The following is a 19,880-nucleotide window of genomic DNA, read 5'->3' as shown; positions in this document are numbered from 1 at the left end:
AACTTGTAAACGTGTGAACTTGTTAGCTTCTTCACTTCTTCACTTGTTAACTTCTTCACTTCTTCACTTGTCAAATTGTGAACTTGTAAACTTGTGAACGTGTGAACTTGTAACTCCTTCACTTGTTAACTTCTTCACTTGTTAACTCCTTCACTTTTTCACTCCTTCACTTCTTCACTTCTTCACTTGTTAACTCCTTCACTTCTTCACTTGTAAACTTGTAAACGTGTGAACTTGTTAGCTTCTTCACTTCTTCACTTGTTAACTTCTTCACTTCTTCACTTGTCAAATTGTGAACTTGTAAACTTGTGAACGTGTGAACTTGTAACTCCTTCACTTGTTAACTTCTTCACTTGTTAACTCCTTCACTTTTTCACTCCTTCACTTCTTCACTTCTTCACTTGTTAACTCCTTCACTTCTTCACTTGTAAACTTGTAAACGTGTGAACTTGTAACTCCTTCACTTGTTAACTTCTTCACTTGTTAACTCCTTCACTCCTTCACTCCTTCACTCCTTCACTCCTTCACTCCTTCACTTGTTAACCTTCTTCAATATCCCTTTTCAATGATTCGATTAATTTTAAGAGCATTCTTTTGATGTGTAAAAATTGTGTATCAAAATCATCTAAATTACTTATATAATTTAATCTTTTAGATATTTCTAATTGTGTTTCAATTTCATTCAATGAGCCTAAAGCGATGTACAAAAAATGAATAAATTCTTTTTTACTTTTTCTTCCAGCTCCTTCCGCAATATTAGAAGGGACAGATACTGATGCTCTTCTTAATTGGTTTGTCAAACCAAATTGCTCTTCTTTTGGGAAGCAATCTGTAATAGAATAAATATTTGTGACCAGATCTAATGATTTCTGATATACTAATAAATCCTTATGGCTCTTCATCTATTGTATTTTATGTGATTTTGTAAACGTGTGATCATGTAAACTTGTGAACGTGTAAACTTGTAAACGTGTGAACTTGTAACTCCTTCACTTGTTAACTCTTTCACTTGTTCACTTCTTCACTCCTTCACTCCTTCACTCCTTCACTCCTTCACCTCTTCACTTCTTCACTCCTTCACTTGTTCACTTGTTAACTCCTTCACTTGTCAAATTGTAAACTTGTAAACGTGTGAACTTGTAACTCCTTCACTCCTTCACTTCTTCACCTCTTCACTTCTTCACTTGTTCACTTGTTAACCCCTTAACTTTAAATTCTCCAAACGATTGTGCTTCTTGATCTTTTTCAGAGATTATCATTTTATCTGTTGGAATTTGCCAATCTATATTCAGTTCGCTGTCTAAAGGATTAACGCCGTCTTCTGACTCTTTATTATATCCATTGTCACATTTATAGAAAAATGTAGCTGAATCAGAAATTACTGAAAATCCATGTAAAAATCCTCTCGGAATAAATAATTGTCTTTTATTATCTGCAGATAATTCAACTGCAACTGATTGACCATAGGTTTCAGAACCTGGACGAACATCAACTGCAACATCTATCACTGCACCCTCTACAACTCGAACCAATTTTGCTTGCGAATGCTCCCCTGCTTGCATATGCAATCCACGCACAACGCCATGAGATGAATTAGACTGATTATCTTGAACAAAAGTTGGCTTGTATCCCAAAATTTCTTCTATTTTATTTTCGTTATACGACTCAAAGAAATAACCTCTCGTGTCTTCAAAAACAGTTGGTTCTAAAATAAAACAACCTTTTAATTTCGTTTCTGTTGCTTTCATATTTTATTATTAAATGGGTATATGGGTATAAAGTTATAAAGATAAATGGTAAAGTTAGGTACTCAGACTTTTAATTAATTTAGAAAGCATGTTCTTGATAAATCGTATTTTTGAATCTAGGTTTTTTATATCACTTATAAAATTTAACCGGTACGCTATTTCAATTTGTGTTTCTAGCTCACTTGCAGAACCTAAGGCGATATATAAAAACCTGCAATACTCTGCCTTTCCATTTCTACCAGCCCCTTCTGCAATATTACTTGGAATAGATAAAGCACTACGCTTCATTTGACTGGTTAATGCATAAAGCTCTTCCTTAGGAAAATGATTCGTTATTTTATAAATCTCTACAACTAAATTCATGCTTTCTTGCCAAACTTTTAAATCTTTATGACTTTCCATAATTCTTATTTAAATGAGTGAAACAAATATATCGTTAAACAGGAAAATAATTAAATGGATAAAGAAATATCTCTAATCTTATAACATTTTAACTTTTTACCCCTCTAACCTTTTAACCTTATAACCTTCTCCTTATTTATACTGTTTTTCGTAATAATTTTTGTAATCGCCAGATGTTACATTGTCTAACCACTCTTTGTTGGATAAAAACCAATCAATTGTTAGACTCAAACCTTGTTCGAACGTCACACTTGGTTTCCAGCCTAATTCTTCGTTGATTTTTGTTGCATCGATGGCGTAACGTAAATCGTGACCTGGACGATCTTTCACAAAGGTGATCAATTGTTCTGAAGTTCCCGCTTCTTTACCCAATTTTTCGTCCATTTGTTTACACAATTCTTTTACCAAATCGATGTTTTTCCATTCGTTGAAACCTCCTACATTGTAAGAACTTCCATTTTTTCCTTCATGGAAAACTAAATCAATCGCTTTGGCATGATCGATTACAAACAACCAATCGCGCGTATATTTTCCATCTCCATAAATGGGAAGTGGATTTCCGTTCAAAATATTATGAATACACAACGGAATTAATTTTTCTGGAAAATGATTTGGTCCGTAATTGTTTGAGCAATTCGTCATCACAATTGGTAAACCATAGGTGTCATGATAGGCTCTCACAAAATGATCTGAAGATGCTTTTGAAGCCGAATAGGGCGAATGCGGATCATAAGAAGTTTCTTCCGTAAAAAAACCTTCATCACCTAAAGCGCCAAAAACCTCATCTGTCGAAACATGATGAAAACGTTTTCCTTCGAAATTATTGTTCCAAATCGCTTTTGCAGCATTCAAAAGATTAACCGTACCAATCACATTCGTCATCACAAAATCTAACGGATTTGTAATCGAACGATCGACATGAGATTCGGCAGCTAAATGGATTACTCCATCTGGTTGATGTTTTTCAAAAACCTCTAAAATATGTTTCGCATCCGTAATATCAGCTTTTACGAATTCGTAATTTGATTTACTTTCGATATCTTTCAAATTTTCTAAATTTCCTGCATACGTCAACGCATCAAGGTTGATGATTTTCGTTTCAGGATAGTTTAAGACAAATTCTCTTACAACATGAGAACCGATAAATCCAGCTCCACCTGTAATTAAAATAGTTTTCATAGTATTATAGTCGTTTATCAACTTCTTCTTTAGGCAAAGCCCCTTTTACATCATAAATCACTCCGTTTTCTTTTAAATAATCAGTTAACTGAAGATTTAAAAATTCATTGTGTGATACTGTCAAAATAATGGCGTCGAATTGGTGAACTTGTGAATTGGTGAACTGGAAAACCTGATCCAATGTATTACAAAAAGTTATTCCGTATTCATGGTTTACCTCATCTGGGTTAGCCCAAGGGTCTAACGTTGTTACTTCGATTCCATATTCTTCTAATGCATGAATCACGTCAATTGCTTTCGAATTACGAATATCAGGGCAATTTTCTTTAAAGGTAATTCCTAAATTTAGAATTTTTGCGCCCTTTACTTTGATGTCGTTATTTATTAACAATTTAACAACCTGAGAAGCTACAAACGCTCCCATTGAATCGTTTAATCGTCTTGCTGCTAAAATTAATTCAGAATAATAACCAATTTCCTGTGCTTTTTGAGCCAAATAAAATGGATCAACCCCAATACAATGTCCTCCAACAAGACCTGGTTTGAATGGTAAAAAATTCCATTTTGTTCCTGCAGCTTCCAACACATCATTGGTATCAATATCCATTAGCGAAAAAATCTTCGATAACTCATTGATAAACGCAATATTGATATCACGCTGCGAATTTTCGATCACTTTCGATGCTTCTGCAACCTTGATTGTCGGTGCTAAATGCGTCCCAGCAACAATTACTGATTTATATAAATCGTCAATAATTTTTCCAATTTCTGGAGTTGAACCTGAGGTTACTTTTAAAATTTTATCAACCGTATGTTTTTTATCTCCTGGATTAATTCGCTCTGGCGAATATCCCGCATAAAAATCTTGGTTAAACTTCAATCCCGAAGAATGTTCCAATACTGGAATACATTCTTCTTCTGTCACACCTGGATAAACCGTAGATTCGTAAATAACAATATCATTTGGTTTTAAAACTTTACCTACCGTTTCTGAAGACTTTTTAAGCGGCGTTAAATCAGGTCTATTATTTTTATCTACAGGAGTTGGAACCGTTACAATAAAAATTGTTGCTTCCTGAATATCTTCTGTATTCGAAGAGCAAAACAATCCGTTTTGAGATTCTTCGACAAGATCAGAATGAGAATAAAAAGGGTTTTGTTTAACTAAAACATTTTGTAGAACATTATTTTCAACTTCTAAAGTTGAATCAATTCCATTATTTAATTCAGTAATACGTTTCTGATTGATATCAAACCCAACAACAGGGTATTTTGTTGCAAATAATCGAGCCAAAGGTAGACCTACGTAACCTAAACCGATCACCGCTATTTTATGTTGTTGATTCATTATTTCTTATAATATTTTCTGTACCATTGTACAAAGTTATACACTCCTTTGTCAACAGGATAATTTGGGTTATAGCCAAATTTATCTTTCAACTCTTGGACATCTGCCCATGTTTGATTGACATCTCCTGCTTGCATCGGATACATTTCTAAAATAGCTTTTTCACCTGTCGAATGCTCAACTTCTTTGATAAAATCCATTAATTGAACAGGCCTACTATTTCCTATATTGTATAATTGGTAATTTTTTTTTATTGTTTGATCTTCAAGTATTTTATCAATTCCTTGAATAATATCATCAATGTACGTAAAATCTCGTGATAAATCACCGTTATTAAACACTTTTAGAGGTTGATGATTTAAGATTGCATCTGTAAACAAAAACATGGCCATATCTGGTCGTCCCCAAGGTCCATAAACCGTGAAAAAGCGCAAACCTATCGTTTGGAAATTGTATAAATGACTATACGCATGCGCCATTAGCTCGTTTGCTTTTTTAGTAGCTGCGTATAAACTAATAGGATGATCAACGTTTTGATTTGTTGAAAAAGGAACATCTGAAGAGTTTCCGTAGATACTTGAACTACTTGCGTACAATAATTTTTTGACGTTATAATTTCGGCAACATTCTAAAATATTTAGAAAACCGACCAAATTACTTTGTCCATAGGCATCAGGATTTTCGATACTATAACGAACACCAGCCTGAGCTGCCATATTAACAACCGCATCAAACGAATATTCTTTAAAAAGTTGAGCCAATGACTCTTTATCTTCTAAATTCATTCGATAGAAAATCATCTTTTCTTCATGTTTAGAAGAAAGAACTTTCTGACCAAAATTTGAAGCAAATTCTTGATTGATTCCTAATTCTTTTAATCGATCATATTTTAACTGAACAGTGTAATAATCGTTAATATTATCAATTCCAACAACTTTGATATTTTTTACGATTAATTTTTCAGCTAAATGGTAACCTATAAAACCAGCTACACCAGTTATTAATACTGTTTTCATTATTTCTCCTTTTCAGAAGTCGCAACTACTTTTCTTAATCCAGAACTAGAGAAGCGATGTGTACGCTTGTTGTAGTAAATTTGAATATTATTATCTAAACAATATTGTTTTCCCGTAAAGTCGATATTTCGGTATTCTTCGCCAATAACTCTAACATTTATTGGTAAAGCACTTAGCATATCAAACAAATCTTGTTCGGTTTCGTAGGGAATGATTTCGTCGACATATCGACAACCTTCTAATTGAATATAACGCTCTACGATGGATTGCGTAGGACTATTTTTTGAAGGATCTACACTTGCAGGATCTGTATTAAGCCCTACAATTAAGTAGTCGCATTGTCTTTTGGCTTCTTCGAGCATCATCACATGACCTGCATGAAGCAAGTCAAATATACCGAATGTAATTCCCGTTGTCATTTTATAATACTATTGTTGGAGCAACAAATTTAAGGATTTATATTGAATTAATTTTAAGCTTTTTTGACATAAAAAAAGCACTCAAATCGAGTGCTAGGTATTTAAATTAATTCAGAATTTCTTTTTTCTAAATGCGTATAAACATTCTTTACTTCCTGTGAATATTCTTTTTGTAGAATTAAATTCGCGGTTGGGGTATTCACAAAAATAGTGTTTTGCAAACCGACAAAAGAAGTATACACATCTGTTCCAATCACCATGTTTCCATTACGATCGACATAATGTCCGTTCATCACAAAATAATCATACAAGGATTCGAAAGAACCTAAATCATTCCAAACAAATTTTGCTGGAACTACTTTTATCTTCTTGCTTCGTTCCATTACAGCATAATCGATACTATTTGATGGAATATTCATTGAAAGTTCTTCGTTCAACTCTCCGTTGATATTTTCAGACCAAGCAATTTTTGAAGCTTCGTAAATTTCTTTCTCAAATTTCTTTAGTTCTTTCAATAAGACACGTGCTTTGAAACAAAACATTCCACTGTTCCACAAAAAATTACCTTGCTCGATAAAATCTTGCGCCGTAATATGATTTGGTTTTTCGCGAAACGATAACACAGTGTCTTCTTTGTGCTCAATATAGCCATAACCTGTTTCTGGACGAGTTGGATGCACACCAAATGTGACAATATAGTCATTTTGTGCTAATTCGATTGCTCTATTCATCGCTTCTTGATAGGCTTCCATATCTTCAATCAAATGATCAGATGGTGTCACAATTAGAATATCATCATCCTCAACTGCTAAAGCTGCAAATGCAATTGCCGCTGCAGTATTACGTGGAACAGCTTCTACAATTTTCGTGTATTCAACATTCATTTTATCAAGTACTTCTTGACTTAAATGGTCATTATCTTTATTCCCAATCACCATTAATTTATCAGCAATTGGACGATTACGTTGAATCGTTAACTCAAATAATGATTGCTCATTAAACAAAGGTAAATATTGTTTTGGATGACTTTTACGAGAAAGTGGCCATAAACGACTTCCTACTCCTCCAGATAATATCACGTTATAAATACACATAAATTCTTCTAATTCGAACTTGTAAAGTTATTAAAAACTACTATATCATCGCATTCTATTATGATTTTTCTTTTAAACACAAAAAAAGCGTTCAAAATTGAACGCTTTAAAGTATTAGTATTGATTTTATTATATCATCGAAATACGTAATGTATTGGTAATTCCTTTCTCAAATGCTGGCATTGCATTCAGATTGATGATATAATCACCATATTCTACATAACCCGCATTTTTCGCCAAGATATTTACTTCAGTTACCGTTTGATCCGTAGATGTATCGCGAGGATCGTAATTGATTGCTTTTACTCCCCATAATAGGTTCAACATACGGTTAATACGTTTACTTGGATTGAAAACCAAAATAAATGAATTTGGACGATGTGATGAAATTTGGAAAGCGGTATAACCAGAATACGTCAACGTGGCAATTGCTTTCGCTCCTGTATCTTCTGCCATTTTAGCTGCATTGTAACAAACCATATCGGTTACGAAACGTTCGTTTTTGATCTTTGGTTTGTGTTCTGGTACATGTACGTGCTCATCATCTTCGACTGTTTGAAGAATCTTCGTCATTTTCTCGATAACTTGTACAGGATATTGCCCTACAGAAGTTTCTCCAGATAACATTACCGCATCTGCTCCATCAAAAACCGCATTTGCAACGTCAGAAACTTCCGCACGAGTTGGTGTTAAACTCGAAATCATTGTTTCCATCATTTGTGTTGCAACAATAACTGGCTTACGCGCTAATTTCGCTTTGTCAATTAATTGTTTTTGCGCTTTTGGAACGATTTCAAACGGAACCTCAACACCTAAATCTCCACGAGCAACCATTAATCCATCCGAAAATTCTAAAATATCATCGATATTTTCTAATGCTTCTGGTTTTTCAATTTTAGAGATAATTGGAATTTTTAATGTTCCATTTTCTTTGATAAATTCTGATAAATCTTTTACATCTTGTCCAGAACGAACGAAAGATAATGCAAACCAATCTACACGATTTTCGATTGCGAATTTTGCATCTTCTTTATCTTTTTCTGTTAAAGCTGGTAAAGAAATATTTGTATTTGGTAAGTTAACTCCTTTTTTAGAACGTAATGGACCACCTTGAATCGTTTCTGCTTTTACAGTATCTGTTCCGTTTGTCTCGATTACTTTGAAGATTAATTTTCCGTCATCAATCAAAATATTTTCTCCCACTTGCACATCTTGCGCAAACTTTTTGTACGTCATAAAAACTTTTTCTTTCGTTCCTACAACATCTTCGTTTGTGAAAGTTAAAATATCTCCTGGATTGATGATAAAATCTTCGTGTTCCATTTTTCCAATACGCAATTTAGGACCTTGTAAATCTGCTAAAATTGCTGTATTGTAGCCATGATCGTTATTTAATTGATGAATTGTTTCAATCTTACGTTTCACATCCGCATAGTCTGCGTGCGAAAAGTTGATACGGAACACATCTGTTCCTTTTCTCATCATTTCTAATAAAATCTCTGGACTATCGGTTGCCGGACCTAAAGTCGCAACAATTTTTGTCTTTTTAAGATATTGTCTATCGTAAATCATAATTTTTCCCTTTTTTTATGCACAATATTTTGTTAGAAAACCAATTGATCTGCATTGCTAATCAAATCGATATCTATTTTTTTGATCGTTTTTATAAAATCTTTTTCTACAAATGGTAGTTGAAGATATTGTAGTTCATCTTCCCAACCAGAGATTTTTACAACATAGTTGCAATCCTTGTAATTTGGCACAAGAATAACGCTCCCTTTGAAAAGATTTGATAAATCTACTTCATTTTTTTTAAAATCGTATTGATTTGGAGTATTTTTAATGATATGATAATCTATTTTATTTGCTTCATCTAACCATTGATAGGTTTCGAAAAAATAAGTGTGCTCATCTAACCGAATATCCAAATCGTGAATACGCTCAAAACGCGTATCAAAAGTAGAGTTGAGATGGAAAATAAATTGTGTAGAAGTGTTAAAACTAGAATTTACGCCTATGAGATGAAAATCTATCCAATCATCATATAAGAGTAATTCTGCCATGTTTCTAAACTTTTTCTATTTTCTTTTGTAGCGAATAATAGGCGCGTTTTGCTGCGCTTTCTTCCGCTTTCTTTTTAGAAGTTCCTCTCCCTTTCGAGATGACTTTATCATTGAGACGAATAACGGACACAAAAACTTGCAAATCTTCTGCGTTTTGCTCCTCAAATGTATTGAATCTTATCGTATTTCTCGTTTTTTGACTCCATTCCAAAATCAACGATTTGTGACTTGTAATCGTGTGCTCCAAACGATCTAAATCCGCATAAGGGTCAATAATTTTGACTTGAATAAATTTTTGTACTGCAGCTATACCTCCATCAACATAAATTGCACCAACCAACGCCTCCAACATATCACCATTTACATCTTCACCTAAATTGTTGTGATTGTTCATTGGATCCAAATAATCTAACAAGCCAAGTTGTTTGGAAACGGCATTCAATTGTTTACGCGAAACAATTTTAGAGCGCATTTTTGTCAAATAACCTTCTTGTTGATCGGGCGCTTTGTAGTATAAGTACATTGCTGCAGAAGCACCAAGTAATGCATCTCCTAAAAACTCTAATCTTTCAAAGTTTATACTGTTTCCATTTTCATCTTTTTTCTGTGCAGATCTGTGGGTAAATGCTTCTTTAAAAACCTCAACATTGCGAGGAGTATAACCCAAAATCGACTTCAAAAATTTCAAAAAAGGATCAGATGAATTTGAATCATCACGATGATTTTTAAAAGAAAATAATTTTTTTAAGAAAGACATTACTTATACTTCTTAAATATCACACAAGCATTGTGACCACCGAAACCAAAAGTATTACTCAATGCATAATCTACATTTTTCTCTTTTGCTTTGTTAAATGTATAATCGATTTTAGGATCAAGATTCTCATCATCCGTAAAATGATTAATTGTTGGTGGAACGATACTGTTATTGATTGCTCCAATAGCCGAAATCGCTTCAACAATCCCTGCACCACCTAATAAGTGACCAGTCATAGATTTTGTTGAATTGATTTGAATATTATAAGCATGTTCTCCAAATAATTTTTGAATTGCTTTAGATTCTGCAATATCACCTAATGGTGTAGATGTTCCGTGCATATTGATATGATCCACGTCTTCTACGCTGATATTGGCATCTAATAAAGCCTCTCTCATCACATTTAATGCGCCTAATCCTTCGGGATGTGGAGCTGTAATATGGTGAGCATCTGCTGTCATTCCTGTTCCTACTAATTCTGCATAAATGGTAGCTCCACGCGCAATAGCATGTTCGTACTCTTCTAAAACAATACATCCAGCTCCTTCTCCCATTACAAAACCGTCACGGTCTTTGTCGAATGGTCTTGAAGCAGTTTGTGGATCATCATTTCGTGTAGATAACGCATGTAATGCATTGAAACCTCCAATACTTGATGCTGTAATCGCAGCTTCTGAACCTCCTGTTACAATTGCTTCAGCTTTTCCAAGTCTTAATAACATATAAGCGTCAATAATTGCATTTGTTGAAGAGGCACATGCCGAAACAGTTGTATAATTAGGTCCCATAAGACCAAATTCCATTGAAATATGACCAGGCGTGATATCTGCAATCATCTTAGGGATAAAGAAAGGATTGAAACGTGGTGTTCCATTTCCTGTTGCGTAATTCGAAACTTCTTCTTCAAACGTTTTAATTCCACCGATACCAGATCCCCATATAACGCCGATACGCTCTTTGTTTACATTTGTATCTTCTAAGATTCCACTGTGTTTTATTGCTTCTCTAGCTGCAATAATTCCCAATTGGGCACAACGGTCAATTTTTCTTGCCTCTTTACGATCAAAATGATCTTCGATATTGAAGTTCTTGATCTCACAAGCAAATTGTGTCTTAAAAAGAGTTGCGTCAAAAAGCGTAATAGGCGCAGCGCCACTTACACCATTCACTAATCCATTCCAGTATTCTTGGTATGAATTTCCGATTGGTGTTAGCGCGCCTAAACCTGTTACTACTACTCTTTTTAATTCCATAAAATAGGAACTATTACTTGTTTAAGTCTTCGATGTATGTTACAGCTTGACCTACAGTTGAAATTTTTTCTGCTTGATCGTCTGGAATTTGGATATCAAATTCTTTTTCGAATTCCATGATTAATTCTACTGTGTCTAATGAATCAGCTCCTAAATCGTTAGTGAAACTTGCTTCTAGCGTAACTTCGCTTTCGTCAACTCCTAATTTATCTACGATAATCGCTTTCACTCTTGATGTAATGTCAGACATAATTTTCTAATTTTAATTGTTGTAAACTAGTGCAAAAATATAAAACTTATATTAAATACAAGCTTTTTTTTATATGCACGCATAAGAACTTGGAAATATATGGTGAATAAACATGCACGAAAACGTTTAAGTGAATGACATAAGTCAAATTTTTCACGCTTCTTTTTATTGTAACTTTGTACAAAGTTTTTACCTTTAAAATTTTAAAAATACTTTAAAAATCACAAAAATGAGCATAGAATTGGCATCTTACGGAATAAAAAATTCCAAAATTAACTATCAATTATCTCCTGAAGAGCTTACAGAGAAAATGATAGAATTAGGACAGGGAGAAATTACATCTTCTGGAGCAGTAAATATGTTAACCGGAGAATTTACAGGACGTTCTCCTAAAGATCGTTTTATTGTTAAAGACGAAATCACTGCAGAAAACGTTTGGTGGGATGGAAACATCAATATTCCTTTCGATTCTGATAAATTTGACGCTTTATACGATAAAGTTGTTGAGCATTTAAGCAACCGCGAAATTTATGTACGTGATGCTTTTGCTTGTGCTGATGATGCTTACAAAACAAAAATTAGAGCAATTACAGAAACTCCTGCGGCTAATTTATTTATCTATAACATGTTTATTCGTCCAACGGAGGAAGAATTAAAAAACTTTGGTGATGCTGAATGGACAATTATCAATGCGCCAACTTTTGTTGCAGATGCTAATGAAGATGGTACAAGACAACACAATTTCTCTATCTTAAATTTTAAACGTAAAATTGTTTTAAACGGTGGAACTGGTTATACAGGAGAAATGAAAAAAGGTATTTTCTCTGCCTTAAACTTCATCATGCCAGTATTCAGAAATACTTTACCAATGCACTGTTCTGCTAACTCAGGTGAAAACGGAGATACAGCAATGTTCTTTGGTTTATCTGGAACAGGAAAAACAACTTTATCAGCAGATAAAAACAGACGTTTGATTGGTGATGACGAACATGGATGGACAGAAGATAACACTGTTTTCAATTTTGAAGGTGGTTGTTATGCAAAAGTAATTAACTTATCTCCAGAAGGTGAGCCAGAAATTTTTGCTGCAATCAAAGATGGAGCTTTATTAGAAAACTGTAAATTAATTCCAGGGACTAACGAGGTTGATTTTACGGATACATCTATCACAGAAAACACACGTGTTTCTTATCCAATTGATTATATCGAAAATATTGCCGTTCCATCTGTAGGAAAAAATCCTAAAAACATTTTCTTCTTATCGTTTGATGCTTACGGAGTTTTCCCTCCAATTGCAAAATTAAACCCAGATCAAGCAGCTTACTTATTTATCTCAGGATATACATCTAAAGTTGCTGGTACAGAAGCTGGTGTTACAGAACCTCAAACTACATTCTCTACATGTTTTGGTGCGCCATTTATGCCGTTACACCCAACTAAATATGCTGAAATGTTGAGCGATAAAGTTGAAAAAACTGGTGTAAATGTTTGGTTAATCAACACAGGTTGGAATGGTAAAAAAGAGCGTATGTCTTTAAAAGACACTCGCGCCGTTATCAATGCAGCTTTAAATGGAGATTTAGACAACGTAGAATTCAAAAAAGATCCTTATTTTGGATTTGAAGTTCCAGTTGCAATCGAAGGTGTTGCTTCAGAAAAATTAAGTCCAGCTACTTCTTTTGATTCTACAGCAGCATACGAAGCAAATGCAAAAGAATTAGCCGATAAATTTAAAGCGAACTTCAAGAAATTTGAAGAGTTTGCAACGGCTGATTTATTAGCTGGTGGACCAACGATTTAAGGATAAGATTGAGGTTAAGATTAAGTTTTTAACTCATTTTGAAAATCAGAAATAAATATAAAACCGAGCAAATTGCTCGGTTTTTTTATGTTTTTAAATGTTGAATAAATCTTTACATAGATGCATAGAAATACAATTTTCTATTTGACATCAAAATCAGTAGTTTACTCATCGTTTTTCATCTTTGATGAAAATTACATTTTCAAGTAAAAATCCTTTGTCAACTGAATATAATCTTCTGTGTACTGATGGCGATCGACTTCGATGATTAATTCTTTTTCTTCTACTTCTTTTTCATGAAAACTAAATTCTAACAACACACGTTTTGTTACCGTTGTCGAATTCCCTTTGATACAAACGACTCTAGATAGTTTTAAAGCGTTTTGAGCCGCTATCATACAAAAATCACCCATTTGATCGTATGGAATTATAAAACTCGCTAATCCGTCTTTATGTAGTAATTCAGCAGTTTTTTTTATTAATTCTTCGAAAGTCAACGTTTCTTGCTGGCGTGCTTGTTTACGCGCATCAAAATCAACCGTATCATTCACCGTAAAAAAAGGTGGATTACTGACAATCAAATCATATTTTTTATTGGTTGAATAATCTTGAAGCGATGAATTAAAAATGGTTAATCGATCTGAAAAAGATGCATTCTCGAAATTTTCTTTTGCTTGTAAAAAAGCATCGTTATCAATTTCTATTGCCTCAATCATAGAAAGAGGAAAACGTTGCGCTAACATCAACGAAATTAATCCAGTTCCTGTACCAATGTCTAAAATAGTATTTCCACTTTTTAAATCAGCCCAAGCGCCAAGTAAAACACCATCTGTGCCTACTTTCATTGCGGTTTTATCTTGAAAAATTTCGAATTGTTTGAATCGAAAAGGTTTTCTATTCATTGTAAGGAATCAAAATGTAGAATGTTGTACCGACAGAAATTTCGGTTTCGAAACGAATGGTTCCATCATAATCGTCAATAATTTTTTTCACCATTGGCAAACCAATTCCCATTCCACTATTCTTTGTTGTAAACTTTGGAACAAAAATAGAATCTTGCGATTCGACAGGAATTCCATCCCCATTATCTTGAATGGTTAGATGTAAGAAACCTCCTACTAAAAACACATCTACTTTAACTTTCGCAATACGAGATTGTGGAATAGATTGAAACGCATTTTTTGTAATATTTGTAATAATTCGATTCAAATATTGTTTATCAAAACGCATCATGATGATGTTTGGAGAATAATTAAATTCGATGAACTCCATTGGAAATACAAAAAGGGTATTTTTGATAACATCAACTACATCAATTTTTTCATCTTTACGAGAAGGCATTTTAGCAAAATCTGAAAAAGCTTCGGCAATCGCAGAAATGGTATCAATTTGTTGCAATAAAATATTACCAGTTCTCATTGTTTTTTCTTCAAGATTTGGATCATTTACATCAAATTTTCGCATAAAATTCTGTAGCATTAATCGCATTGGTGTTAATGGATTCTTGACTTCATGCGCAACTTGTTTCGCAAAATCTCGCCATGCTTCTTCACGTTCTTGCTTAGCTAATAAATCTGATTGTTCCCGCAATCGGTACAACATATCATTATAAGAATCTACCAGAACCTTTATTTCATCGTTACCATCGTAACGAATCGGCATATTGTTTACAATAACTTCTGTTTCGCGAATACGATCTGCAAATGACCAAAGTTTATTCAGCGTACGTTTTGTAACAAAATAAACCGCTAACGTTCCAAACAAAAGAATAACTCCAAAAGCTAATCCATAACTACCAATTAAGGTAAACATGTCTTGCTGTAAAAAATCTTGGTTAGATTGATAAGGTAGACAGAGAACAGCAATATTTTCGTTGTAATAATTTTTGATATTACTATAAGACGAATAAACATTATTGTCGTCAGCTGTATCTTTATTCGTTACAATAAAATCATTTGACTTTTGTAGTTTGTCTAATATTTTTTGAGGCAAAACATTATAAGTCGTTGAAACCGGCTGAGTGGTTAAAATTTTATTACCACGTAAATCATAAATTACAATATCGGTTTTATTAATATCACCGATGCGAAGAAAACCATCTTCTAAAATCTCATGAATATTATCTTGGGTTGCAATTCCAGGATAATTATCCATTTCATAATCTATCGCAGATTCTACCGCTCTAACTTTTCGTTTGAGAATATCTTCGTGATATTGTTTAGTTTGTGCATTGAAATGATTGGCAGTAATCAGCAAGATAGCTCCTGCTGTAAATAACAAAATCGTTACCATATAAATGATAATACGAACGGGTAGCGATAGGTTATTTTTTTTTCTAATCATTTTATTTTTGGAATAATCTTTTGACGTATTTTCCTAAGATATCAAATTCTAAATTCATTGTATCGCCAACTTTCACTTGATTAAGGTTTGTAAACTCCCAAGTATATGGAATAATTGCAACCGAAAACTGCCCTACTTTACTGTCAACAACTGTTAAACTAATTCCGTTAAGACAAATCGAACCTTTTTCTACTGTAACATTTCCAGACGATGCTTCATCATATTCTACTGTAACAAAAAAGCTACCATTTTGGTTTTCTATCGAAACAATTTTTCCAGTTTGATCAACATGTCCTTGAACAATATGACCATCGATACGACCATTGAACTGCAAACATCGTTCTAAATTGATCAAATCACCTTCTTTTAAAGTGTTAAAATTTGTTTTTTGTAAGGTTTCCTCTATAGCAGTGACTTTGTAAAGACCATATTTGAAATCAACAACTGTTAAACACACTCCATTGTGAGCAACACTTTGATCAATTTTTAATTCATCACAAAAATCAGCTTCAATCCATAAATGTAAATTAGATTGCTCTTTCTCTGCTTTTATAAGCTTTCCTACTCCTTCTACGATTCCTGTAAACATGATGTTATTTTTGGTGAAATTAATAATTAATTTAAACTTATAAAATGAAAAAGGGATGATTTTAAAACATCATCCCTTAAATATATTATCTCTGTAATAATTTTTACTCTACAGTAACAGATTTTGCCAAGTTACGAGGCTGATCTACATTCTTACCTAATTTAACAGCAATCCAGTACGATAATAATTGTAATGGAATAGCTGTTAGGATTGGAGAGAATTCTTCTGCAGTTTCTGGGATTACTACGTAATCATCTGCCATAGCAGTTACTTGCTCATCACCATCATTAACAATTGCAATTACTTTAGCGCTACGAGATTTAATTTCTTGAATGTTAGAAACTACTTTCTCGTAATAACCTTTTTTCATTGCAATAACAATAACAGGCATATTTTCGTCCAATAATGCAATTGGTCCGTGCTTCATTTCTGCCGCTGGATAACCCTCTGCGTGGATATATGAAATCTCTTTTAATTTTAATGCACCTTCTAAAGCTGATGGATAGTTGTATCCACGTCCTAAATAAATTGCATTTCTGTTATCTTTGTATTTATCAGCAATTTGATCAATTACACCTTCACAGTTGTCTAAAATTTGTTGAACTAATTCTGGGATACGCTCTAATTCTCGTGTTAACAATGTAAATTTCTCTGTTGATAATTCACCGTTTTGTTTACCTAATTTTAAGGCAATCAATGCTAAAATTGTTAACTGAGCTGTAAATGCTTTTGTTGATGCAACACCAATTTCTGGTCCCGCATGTGTATAGGCACCAGCATCTGTAATACGAGCAATAGAAGAACCTACAACATTGTTAATTCCAAAGATAAATGCACCATTTTCTTTTGCTAATTTAAGTGCTGCCAATGTATCTGCTGTTTCTCCAGATTGAGAAATTGCAATCACGACATCGTGTTTATTGATGATTGGATTGCGGTAACGGAACTCAGATGCATATTCTACTTCTACAGGAATACGAGCGAAATCTTCGATCATGTATTCTGCAACCAAACCTGCATGGTAAGAAGTTCCACAAGCAACAATGATGATACGTTTTGCATTCAAGAATTTTTCTTGATGATCCCAAATACCAGCCATTTTAATAATGCCTTCGTCTACTAATAAACGTCCACGCATTGTATCACGAATAGAACGAGGTTGTTCGTTGATTTCTTTTAACATGAAATGCTCGTAACCACCTTTTTCAATCGCTTCAATATTTAATTGTAACTCTTGAACATCTAAAGAAACTGCTTCGTTATTTTGGATTGTACGTACATCTACTTCTTTGTCTAAAGTAATTGTTGCCATATCACCATCTTCTAAATAAACCGCATCTTTTGTAAACTCAATAAACGGAGAAGCATCAGAAGCTACAAAAAATTCGTTTTCTCCAATACCAATTGCCAATGGAGAACCTAAACGTCCTACAACAATTGTATTTGCTTCTTCTTTGTCTAAAACTGCAATCGCATATGCTCCAATCACTTCATTCAAAGCTAAACGAACTGCGTCAGTTAAATTTAAGTTTTGTTCCTCTTGAAATAATTGAATAAAGTTTACTAAAACTTCTGTATCCGTATCACTATGAAAAACGTAACCTTTATCTTTTAATAATTGTTTGATTGATTCATAATTTTCAATAATTCCGTTATGAACCAATACCAAACGTCCATTATTAGACATATGTGGATGAGAGTTTACATCATTTGGCACACCATGTGTTGCCCAACGTGTATGCCCAATTCCTAAATGAGGTGTTTTATCTAAATTTTCTGATTTATCTTCTAAATCAGAAACTTTTCCTTTTGTTTTTACCAATTCAAAATCGGTACCAGTAGAAAGAACTAATCCTGCACTATCATATCCTCGATACTCTAGTCTTTTTAGTCCATTAATAATAATTGGGTACGCTTCGCGATGTCCAATATATCCTACAATTCCACACATAATATTTTATAGTATTTTAAGTTAAATGCGTTAAATAATATAATATTTTCTATTTTTGAGAGTAATATACTAATAATTCTAGCTTTTTATCCGCTACTTCCGAATTATTTCCATGTAAAACAATTCTGTATGGATTATAAGCTCTATTATTTTGATAAGGATTTGTACTATTAATAGTTGTTGCATAACTAACAGATGTTATAAAATTACCCATTGTAATAAACATCGTTTGATCTTTAAACTCATTTCCTTTCTCTAACATGCTTTTTAGATGTTTCGTGATATCAATTGTATAATAATCCGTATCTCCTTTTACAATAGGATTAAAGTGAACTGATGTAGGATATGCATTATAGAATTCTAAAACGTCTGCATACAATTCATTTATAACTTTATCATCTTTTTTGTAATTATTCCAAGCCACTAAATAAGGAGGTTTTGGAAAACCTGTAGAACCATCAATATAGAATTTTAATTTTGCGCCAAGAATCACAATATTAGTTTTTGTCATCTCAGATTTTAATTCATCTAATTGAGTTTGATTGAATTTTAATTTTGCATAATTCCCACTCATTCCGCTTAAATACAATCTTGCATCACCATTCACTTCATCAGGTTTGATTGTAGAATAAGTAGACCCTATTGTATTATTTACGATTTGAGAAGCAATAATATTGGCATTATTTGCAGTACCAGAATTCCACTGATTTGTCATATCAAATGCATAAGTTCCACTCAAACGTTCTTTGTAACTTGTGTCTGAATCTGTTTTTGCAGTTGGATTTTTATATGAATAATACATATTCAAGTCAATTTTATTTGGATTAAAATTGACAATAAATCCATTTGATTCTTCTACAGAAAACTCTAAACCTTTGATATTTTCACGAATAAATGTTGCGTAATCAGAAAGTAATCCTGTTTTAGCATTTTTAATAATTTTTTCATCGAAATAATCTGGATCTAAAGAAACTTTGTAACCAGGAACAACCTCAGAAATATTAGAAGTTCCAGTTTTTTGTTTAACAACTTTTCCTGTTACTGTTTTTCCGATTGTAGCTTTTCCGATTACTCTTGAATTAACAGAAATTGGAGATTCAAGGCCACTTAATGTTGAAAAATATTTTGTGTCTTTATATAAAACCGTATTAATGTCTTTAATTTTCAACGTCATTGTCAAATCCTTATTCCCATACAAAGAGTCTACTGCATACTTTGTTGTAATTTGGATTGTATCTGTATCTTTTGGTTTCTCTCCAGGTTTAGAAAGATTGATCGTATCTTTAGAAATTGGATCTTTAGTCGTGTTGTAATAAACTGGAATTACCAAATTCACAGAATCTACTTTAGGTTCTGTTCCAAAATCCTGATCACCAATAGACGAAGGTCTAATTTGTGTATAAAACTTAGAGGATGTAGAACCAAAAATTGGTTCGTTGTACACACCAAAAGCTCCATTTTGAAGTACAAATTTATCTGTACGAAGCGTATCAAAATTTGCATTAAAAGCAATAACATCTAAGGATTTTACATTTCCTTCTGCCTCACCTCTAATCACATTGTTATCTAATCCTAGTGTTTCATTCTCACACGAAACAATTGCTCCCATTCCAATCATCATTGCAACAGACACAGAAAGGACATTCAAAAATTTTTTCATTAATCTA

General features: G+C 33.2%; 20 protein-coding genes. 1 reads left to right on the top strand and 19 read right to left on the bottom strand.

Annotation, left to right across the window (positions count from 1 at the left end):
* Positions 1–166 precede the first annotated feature (166 nt).
* From G0Q09_RS04680 to G0Q09_RS04615, 14 genes are all read right to left on the bottom strand, one after another.
* Positions 167–337, bottom strand: a complete 171-nt coding sequence (locus tag G0Q09_RS04680; protein WP_219034134.1) for a hypothetical protein — start codon at positions 335–337, stop codon at positions 167–169.
* A 202-nt stretch (positions 338–539) separates the two neighbouring features.
* Entirely contained in the window at positions 540–902 is a 363-nt protein-coding gene (locus tag G0Q09_RS04675) for a four helix bundle protein (RefSeq protein WP_038335987.1), read from the bottom strand.
* 270 nt (positions 903–1,172) lie between these two features.
* Complete coding sequence (gene rfbC / locus G0Q09_RS04670) at positions 1,173–1,748, bottom strand: dTDP-4-dehydrorhamnose 3,5-epimerase (RefSeq protein WP_219034133.1); 576 nt, start codon at positions 1,746–1,748, stop codon at positions 1,173–1,175.
* Between the two features lie 54 nt (positions 1,749–1,802).
* Positions 1,803–2,150: a four helix bundle protein gene (locus G0Q09_RS04665; RefSeq protein ID WP_219034132.1), complete on the bottom strand. Its 348-nt coding sequence runs from the start codon at positions 2,148–2,150 to the stop codon at positions 1,803–1,805.
* A 132-nt stretch (positions 2,151–2,282) separates the two neighbouring features.
* Entirely contained in the window at positions 2,283–3,329 is a 1,047-nt protein-coding gene (gene rfbB / locus G0Q09_RS04660; RefSeq protein ID WP_219034131.1) for a dTDP-glucose 4,6-dehydratase, read from the bottom strand.
* A 4-nt stretch (positions 3,330–3,333) separates the two neighbouring features.
* The gene (locus G0Q09_RS04655; RefSeq protein ID WP_219034130.1) at positions 3,334–4,677 is read right to left on the bottom strand and encodes a nucleotide sugar dehydrogenase; all 1,344 of its coding nucleotides are present in this window, start codon (positions 4,675–4,677) and stop codon (positions 3,334–3,336) included.
* Positions 4,677–5,693, bottom strand: coding sequence for an NAD-dependent epimerase/dehydratase family protein (locus G0Q09_RS04650; RefSeq protein WP_219034129.1), 1,017 nt, complete (start codon positions 5,691–5,693; stop codon positions 4,677–4,679). The genes G0Q09_RS04655 and G0Q09_RS04650 overlap by 1 nt, the downstream gene beginning before the upstream one ends.
* Positions 5,693–6,112: an adenylyltransferase/cytidyltransferase family protein gene (locus G0Q09_RS04645; RefSeq protein WP_114998507.1), complete on the bottom strand. Its 420-nt coding sequence runs from the start codon at positions 6,110–6,112 to the stop codon at positions 5,693–5,695. Before G0Q09_RS04645 ends, G0Q09_RS04650 begins: the two co-directional genes overlap by 1 nt.
* A 101-nt stretch (positions 6,113–6,213) precedes the next feature.
* Entirely contained in the window at positions 6,214–7,206 is a 993-nt protein-coding gene (locus tag G0Q09_RS04640; RefSeq protein ID WP_219034128.1) for a mannose-1-phosphate guanylyltransferase, read from the bottom strand.
* Positions 7,207–7,335: 129 nt separating this feature from the next.
* The gene (gene pyk, locus G0Q09_RS04635; protein ID WP_219034127.1) at positions 7,336–8,778 is read right to left on the bottom strand and encodes a pyruvate kinase; all 1,443 of its coding nucleotides are present in this window, start codon (positions 8,776–8,778) and stop codon (positions 7,336–7,338) included.
* A 32-nt stretch (positions 8,779–8,810) separates the two neighbouring features.
* Positions 8,811–9,269 (bottom strand): IPExxxVDY family protein, encoded by a 459-nt coding sequence (locus G0Q09_RS04630; RefSeq protein WP_219034126.1) that lies wholly within the window; start codon positions 9,267–9,269, stop codon positions 8,811–8,813.
* Between the two features lie 4 nt (positions 9,270–9,273).
* On the bottom strand, positions 9,274–10,026 hold the full coding sequence (gene rnc / locus G0Q09_RS04625; RefSeq protein ID WP_219034125.1) for a ribonuclease III: 753 nt from the start codon (positions 10,024–10,026) through the stop codon (positions 9,274–9,276).
* Entirely contained in the window at positions 10,026–11,279 is a 1,254-nt protein-coding gene (gene fabF / locus G0Q09_RS04620; RefSeq protein ID WP_219034124.1) for a beta-ketoacyl-ACP synthase II, read from the bottom strand. Before fabF ends, rnc begins: the two co-directional genes overlap by 1 nt.
* A 13-nt stretch (positions 11,280–11,292) precedes the next feature.
* A complete protein-coding gene (locus tag G0Q09_RS04615) occupies positions 11,293–11,529 on the bottom strand; it encodes an acyl carrier protein (protein WP_038336002.1) in 237 nt (78 codons plus the stop codon).
* A gap of 229 nt (positions 11,530–11,758) precedes the next feature.
* Here G0Q09_RS04615 and pckA point away from each other — a divergent pair, with 229 nt between their 5' ends.
* Complete coding sequence (gene pckA, locus G0Q09_RS04610) at positions 11,759–13,330, top strand: phosphoenolpyruvate carboxykinase (ATP) (RefSeq protein WP_219034123.1); 1,572 nt, start codon at positions 11,759–11,761, stop codon at positions 13,328–13,330.
* Positions 13,331–13,524: 194 nt separating this feature from the next.
* Here pckA and G0Q09_RS04605 read toward each other — a convergent pair whose 3' ends face one another.
* From G0Q09_RS04605 to G0Q09_RS04585, 5 genes are all read right to left on the bottom strand, one after another.
* Entirely contained in the window at positions 13,525–14,175 is a 651-nt protein-coding gene (locus tag G0Q09_RS04605; protein WP_257468060.1) for a tRNA1(Val) (adenine(37)-N6)-methyltransferase, read from the bottom strand.
* A gap of 49 nt (positions 14,176–14,224) precedes the next feature.
* Positions 14,225–15,673 carry an ATP-binding protein gene (locus tag G0Q09_RS04600; RefSeq protein ID WP_257468059.1) on the bottom strand — a complete coding sequence of 483 codons (1,449 nt, stop codon included), beginning with the start codon at positions 15,671–15,673 and terminating at the stop codon, positions 14,225–14,227.
* Position 15,674: 1 nt separating this feature from the next.
* Entirely contained in the window at positions 15,675–16,262 is a 588-nt protein-coding gene (locus G0Q09_RS04595) for a riboflavin synthase (RefSeq protein WP_219034121.1), read from the bottom strand.
* Between the two features lie 103 nt (positions 16,263–16,365).
* Positions 16,366–18,213 (bottom strand): glutamine--fructose-6-phosphate transaminase (isomerizing), encoded by a 1,848-nt coding sequence (glmS, locus tag G0Q09_RS04590; RefSeq protein WP_219034120.1) that lies wholly within the window; start codon positions 18,211–18,213, stop codon positions 16,366–16,368.
* Between the two features lie 49 nt (positions 18,214–18,262).
* Positions 18,263–19,873, bottom strand: coding sequence for a DUF4270 family protein (locus G0Q09_RS04585; protein WP_219034119.1), 1,611 nt, complete (start codon positions 19,871–19,873; stop codon positions 18,263–18,265).
* Between the last annotated feature and the right edge of the window lie 7 nt (positions 19,874–19,880).

It is taken from the genome of Empedobacter falsenii (genome assembly GCF_019308355.1).
Lineage (GTDB): Bacteria > Bacteroidota > Bacteroidia > Flavobacteriales > Weeksellaceae > Empedobacter > Empedobacter falsenii_B.
Note: the sequence above shows the minus strand (reverse complement) of the source record. Positions and strands in the feature narration are given on the sequence as shown.

Excerpts from the sequence above, each read along its gene's own strand:
- G0Q09_RS04675 (WP_038335987.1), bottom strand. The coding sequence starts at position 902 with ATGAAGAGCCATAAGGATTTATTAGTATATCAGAAATCATTAGATCTG.
- rfbC (WP_219034133.1), bottom strand. The coding sequence starts at position 1,748 with ATGAAAGCAACAGAAACGAAATTAAAAGGTTGTTTTATTTTAGAACCA.
- G0Q09_RS04665 (WP_219034132.1), bottom strand. The coding sequence starts at position 2,150 with ATGGAAAGTCATAAAGATTTAAAAGTTTGGCAAGAAAGCATGAATTTA.
- rfbB (WP_219034131.1), bottom strand. The coding sequence starts at position 3,329 with ATGAAAACTATTTTAATTACAGGTGGAGCTGGATTTATCGGTTCTCAT.
- G0Q09_RS04655 (WP_219034130.1), bottom strand. The coding sequence starts at position 4,677 with ATGAATCAACAACATAAAATAGCGGTGATCGGTTTAGGTTACGTAGGT.
- G0Q09_RS04650 (WP_219034129.1), bottom strand. The coding sequence starts at position 5,693 with ATGAAAACAGTATTAATAACTGGTGTAGCTGGTTTTATAGGTTACCAT.
- G0Q09_RS04645 (WP_114998507.1), bottom strand. The coding sequence starts at position 6,112 with ATGACAACGGGAATTACATTCGGTATATTTGACTTGCTTCATGCAGGT.
- G0Q09_RS04640 (WP_219034128.1), bottom strand. The coding sequence starts at position 7,206 with ATGTGTATTTATAACGTGATATTATCTGGAGGAGTAGGAAGTCGTTTA.
- pyk (WP_219034127.1), bottom strand. The coding sequence starts at position 8,778 with ATGATTTACGATAGACAATATCTTAAAAAGACAAAAATTGTTGCGACT.
- G0Q09_RS04630 (WP_219034126.1), bottom strand. The coding sequence starts at position 9,269 with ATGGCAGAATTACTCTTATATGATGATTGGATAGATTTTCATCTCATA.
- rnc (WP_219034125.1), bottom strand. The coding sequence starts at position 10,026 with ATGTCTTTCTTAAAAAAATTATTTTCTTTTAAAAATCATCGTGATGAT.
- fabF (WP_219034124.1), bottom strand. The coding sequence starts at position 11,279 with ATGGAATTAAAAAGAGTAGTAGTAACAGGTTTAGGCGCGCTAACACCA.
- G0Q09_RS04615 (WP_038336002.1), bottom strand. The coding sequence starts at position 11,529 with ATGTCTGACATTACATCAAGAGTGAAAGCGATTATCGTAGATAAATTA.
- pckA (WP_219034123.1), top strand. The coding sequence starts at position 11,759 with ATGAGCATAGAATTGGCATCTTACGGAATAAAAAATTCCAAAATTAAC.
- G0Q09_RS04605 (WP_257468060.1), bottom strand. The coding sequence starts at position 14,175 with ATGAAAGTAGGCACAGATGGTGTTTTACTTGGCGCTTGGGCTGATTTA.
- G0Q09_RS04600 (WP_257468059.1), bottom strand. The coding sequence starts at position 15,673 with ATGATTAGAAAAAAAAATAACCTATCGCTACCCGTTCGTATTATCATT.
- G0Q09_RS04595 (WP_219034121.1), bottom strand. The coding sequence starts at position 16,262 with ATGTTTACAGGAATCGTAGAAGGAGTAGGAAAGCTTATAAAAGCAGAG.
- glmS (WP_219034120.1), bottom strand. The coding sequence starts at position 18,213 with ATGTGTGGAATTGTAGGATATATTGGACATCGCGAAGCGTACCCAATT.
- G0Q09_RS04585 (WP_219034119.1), bottom strand. The coding sequence starts at position 19,873 with ATGAAAAAATTTTTGAATGTCCTTTCTGTGTCTGTTGCAATGATGATT.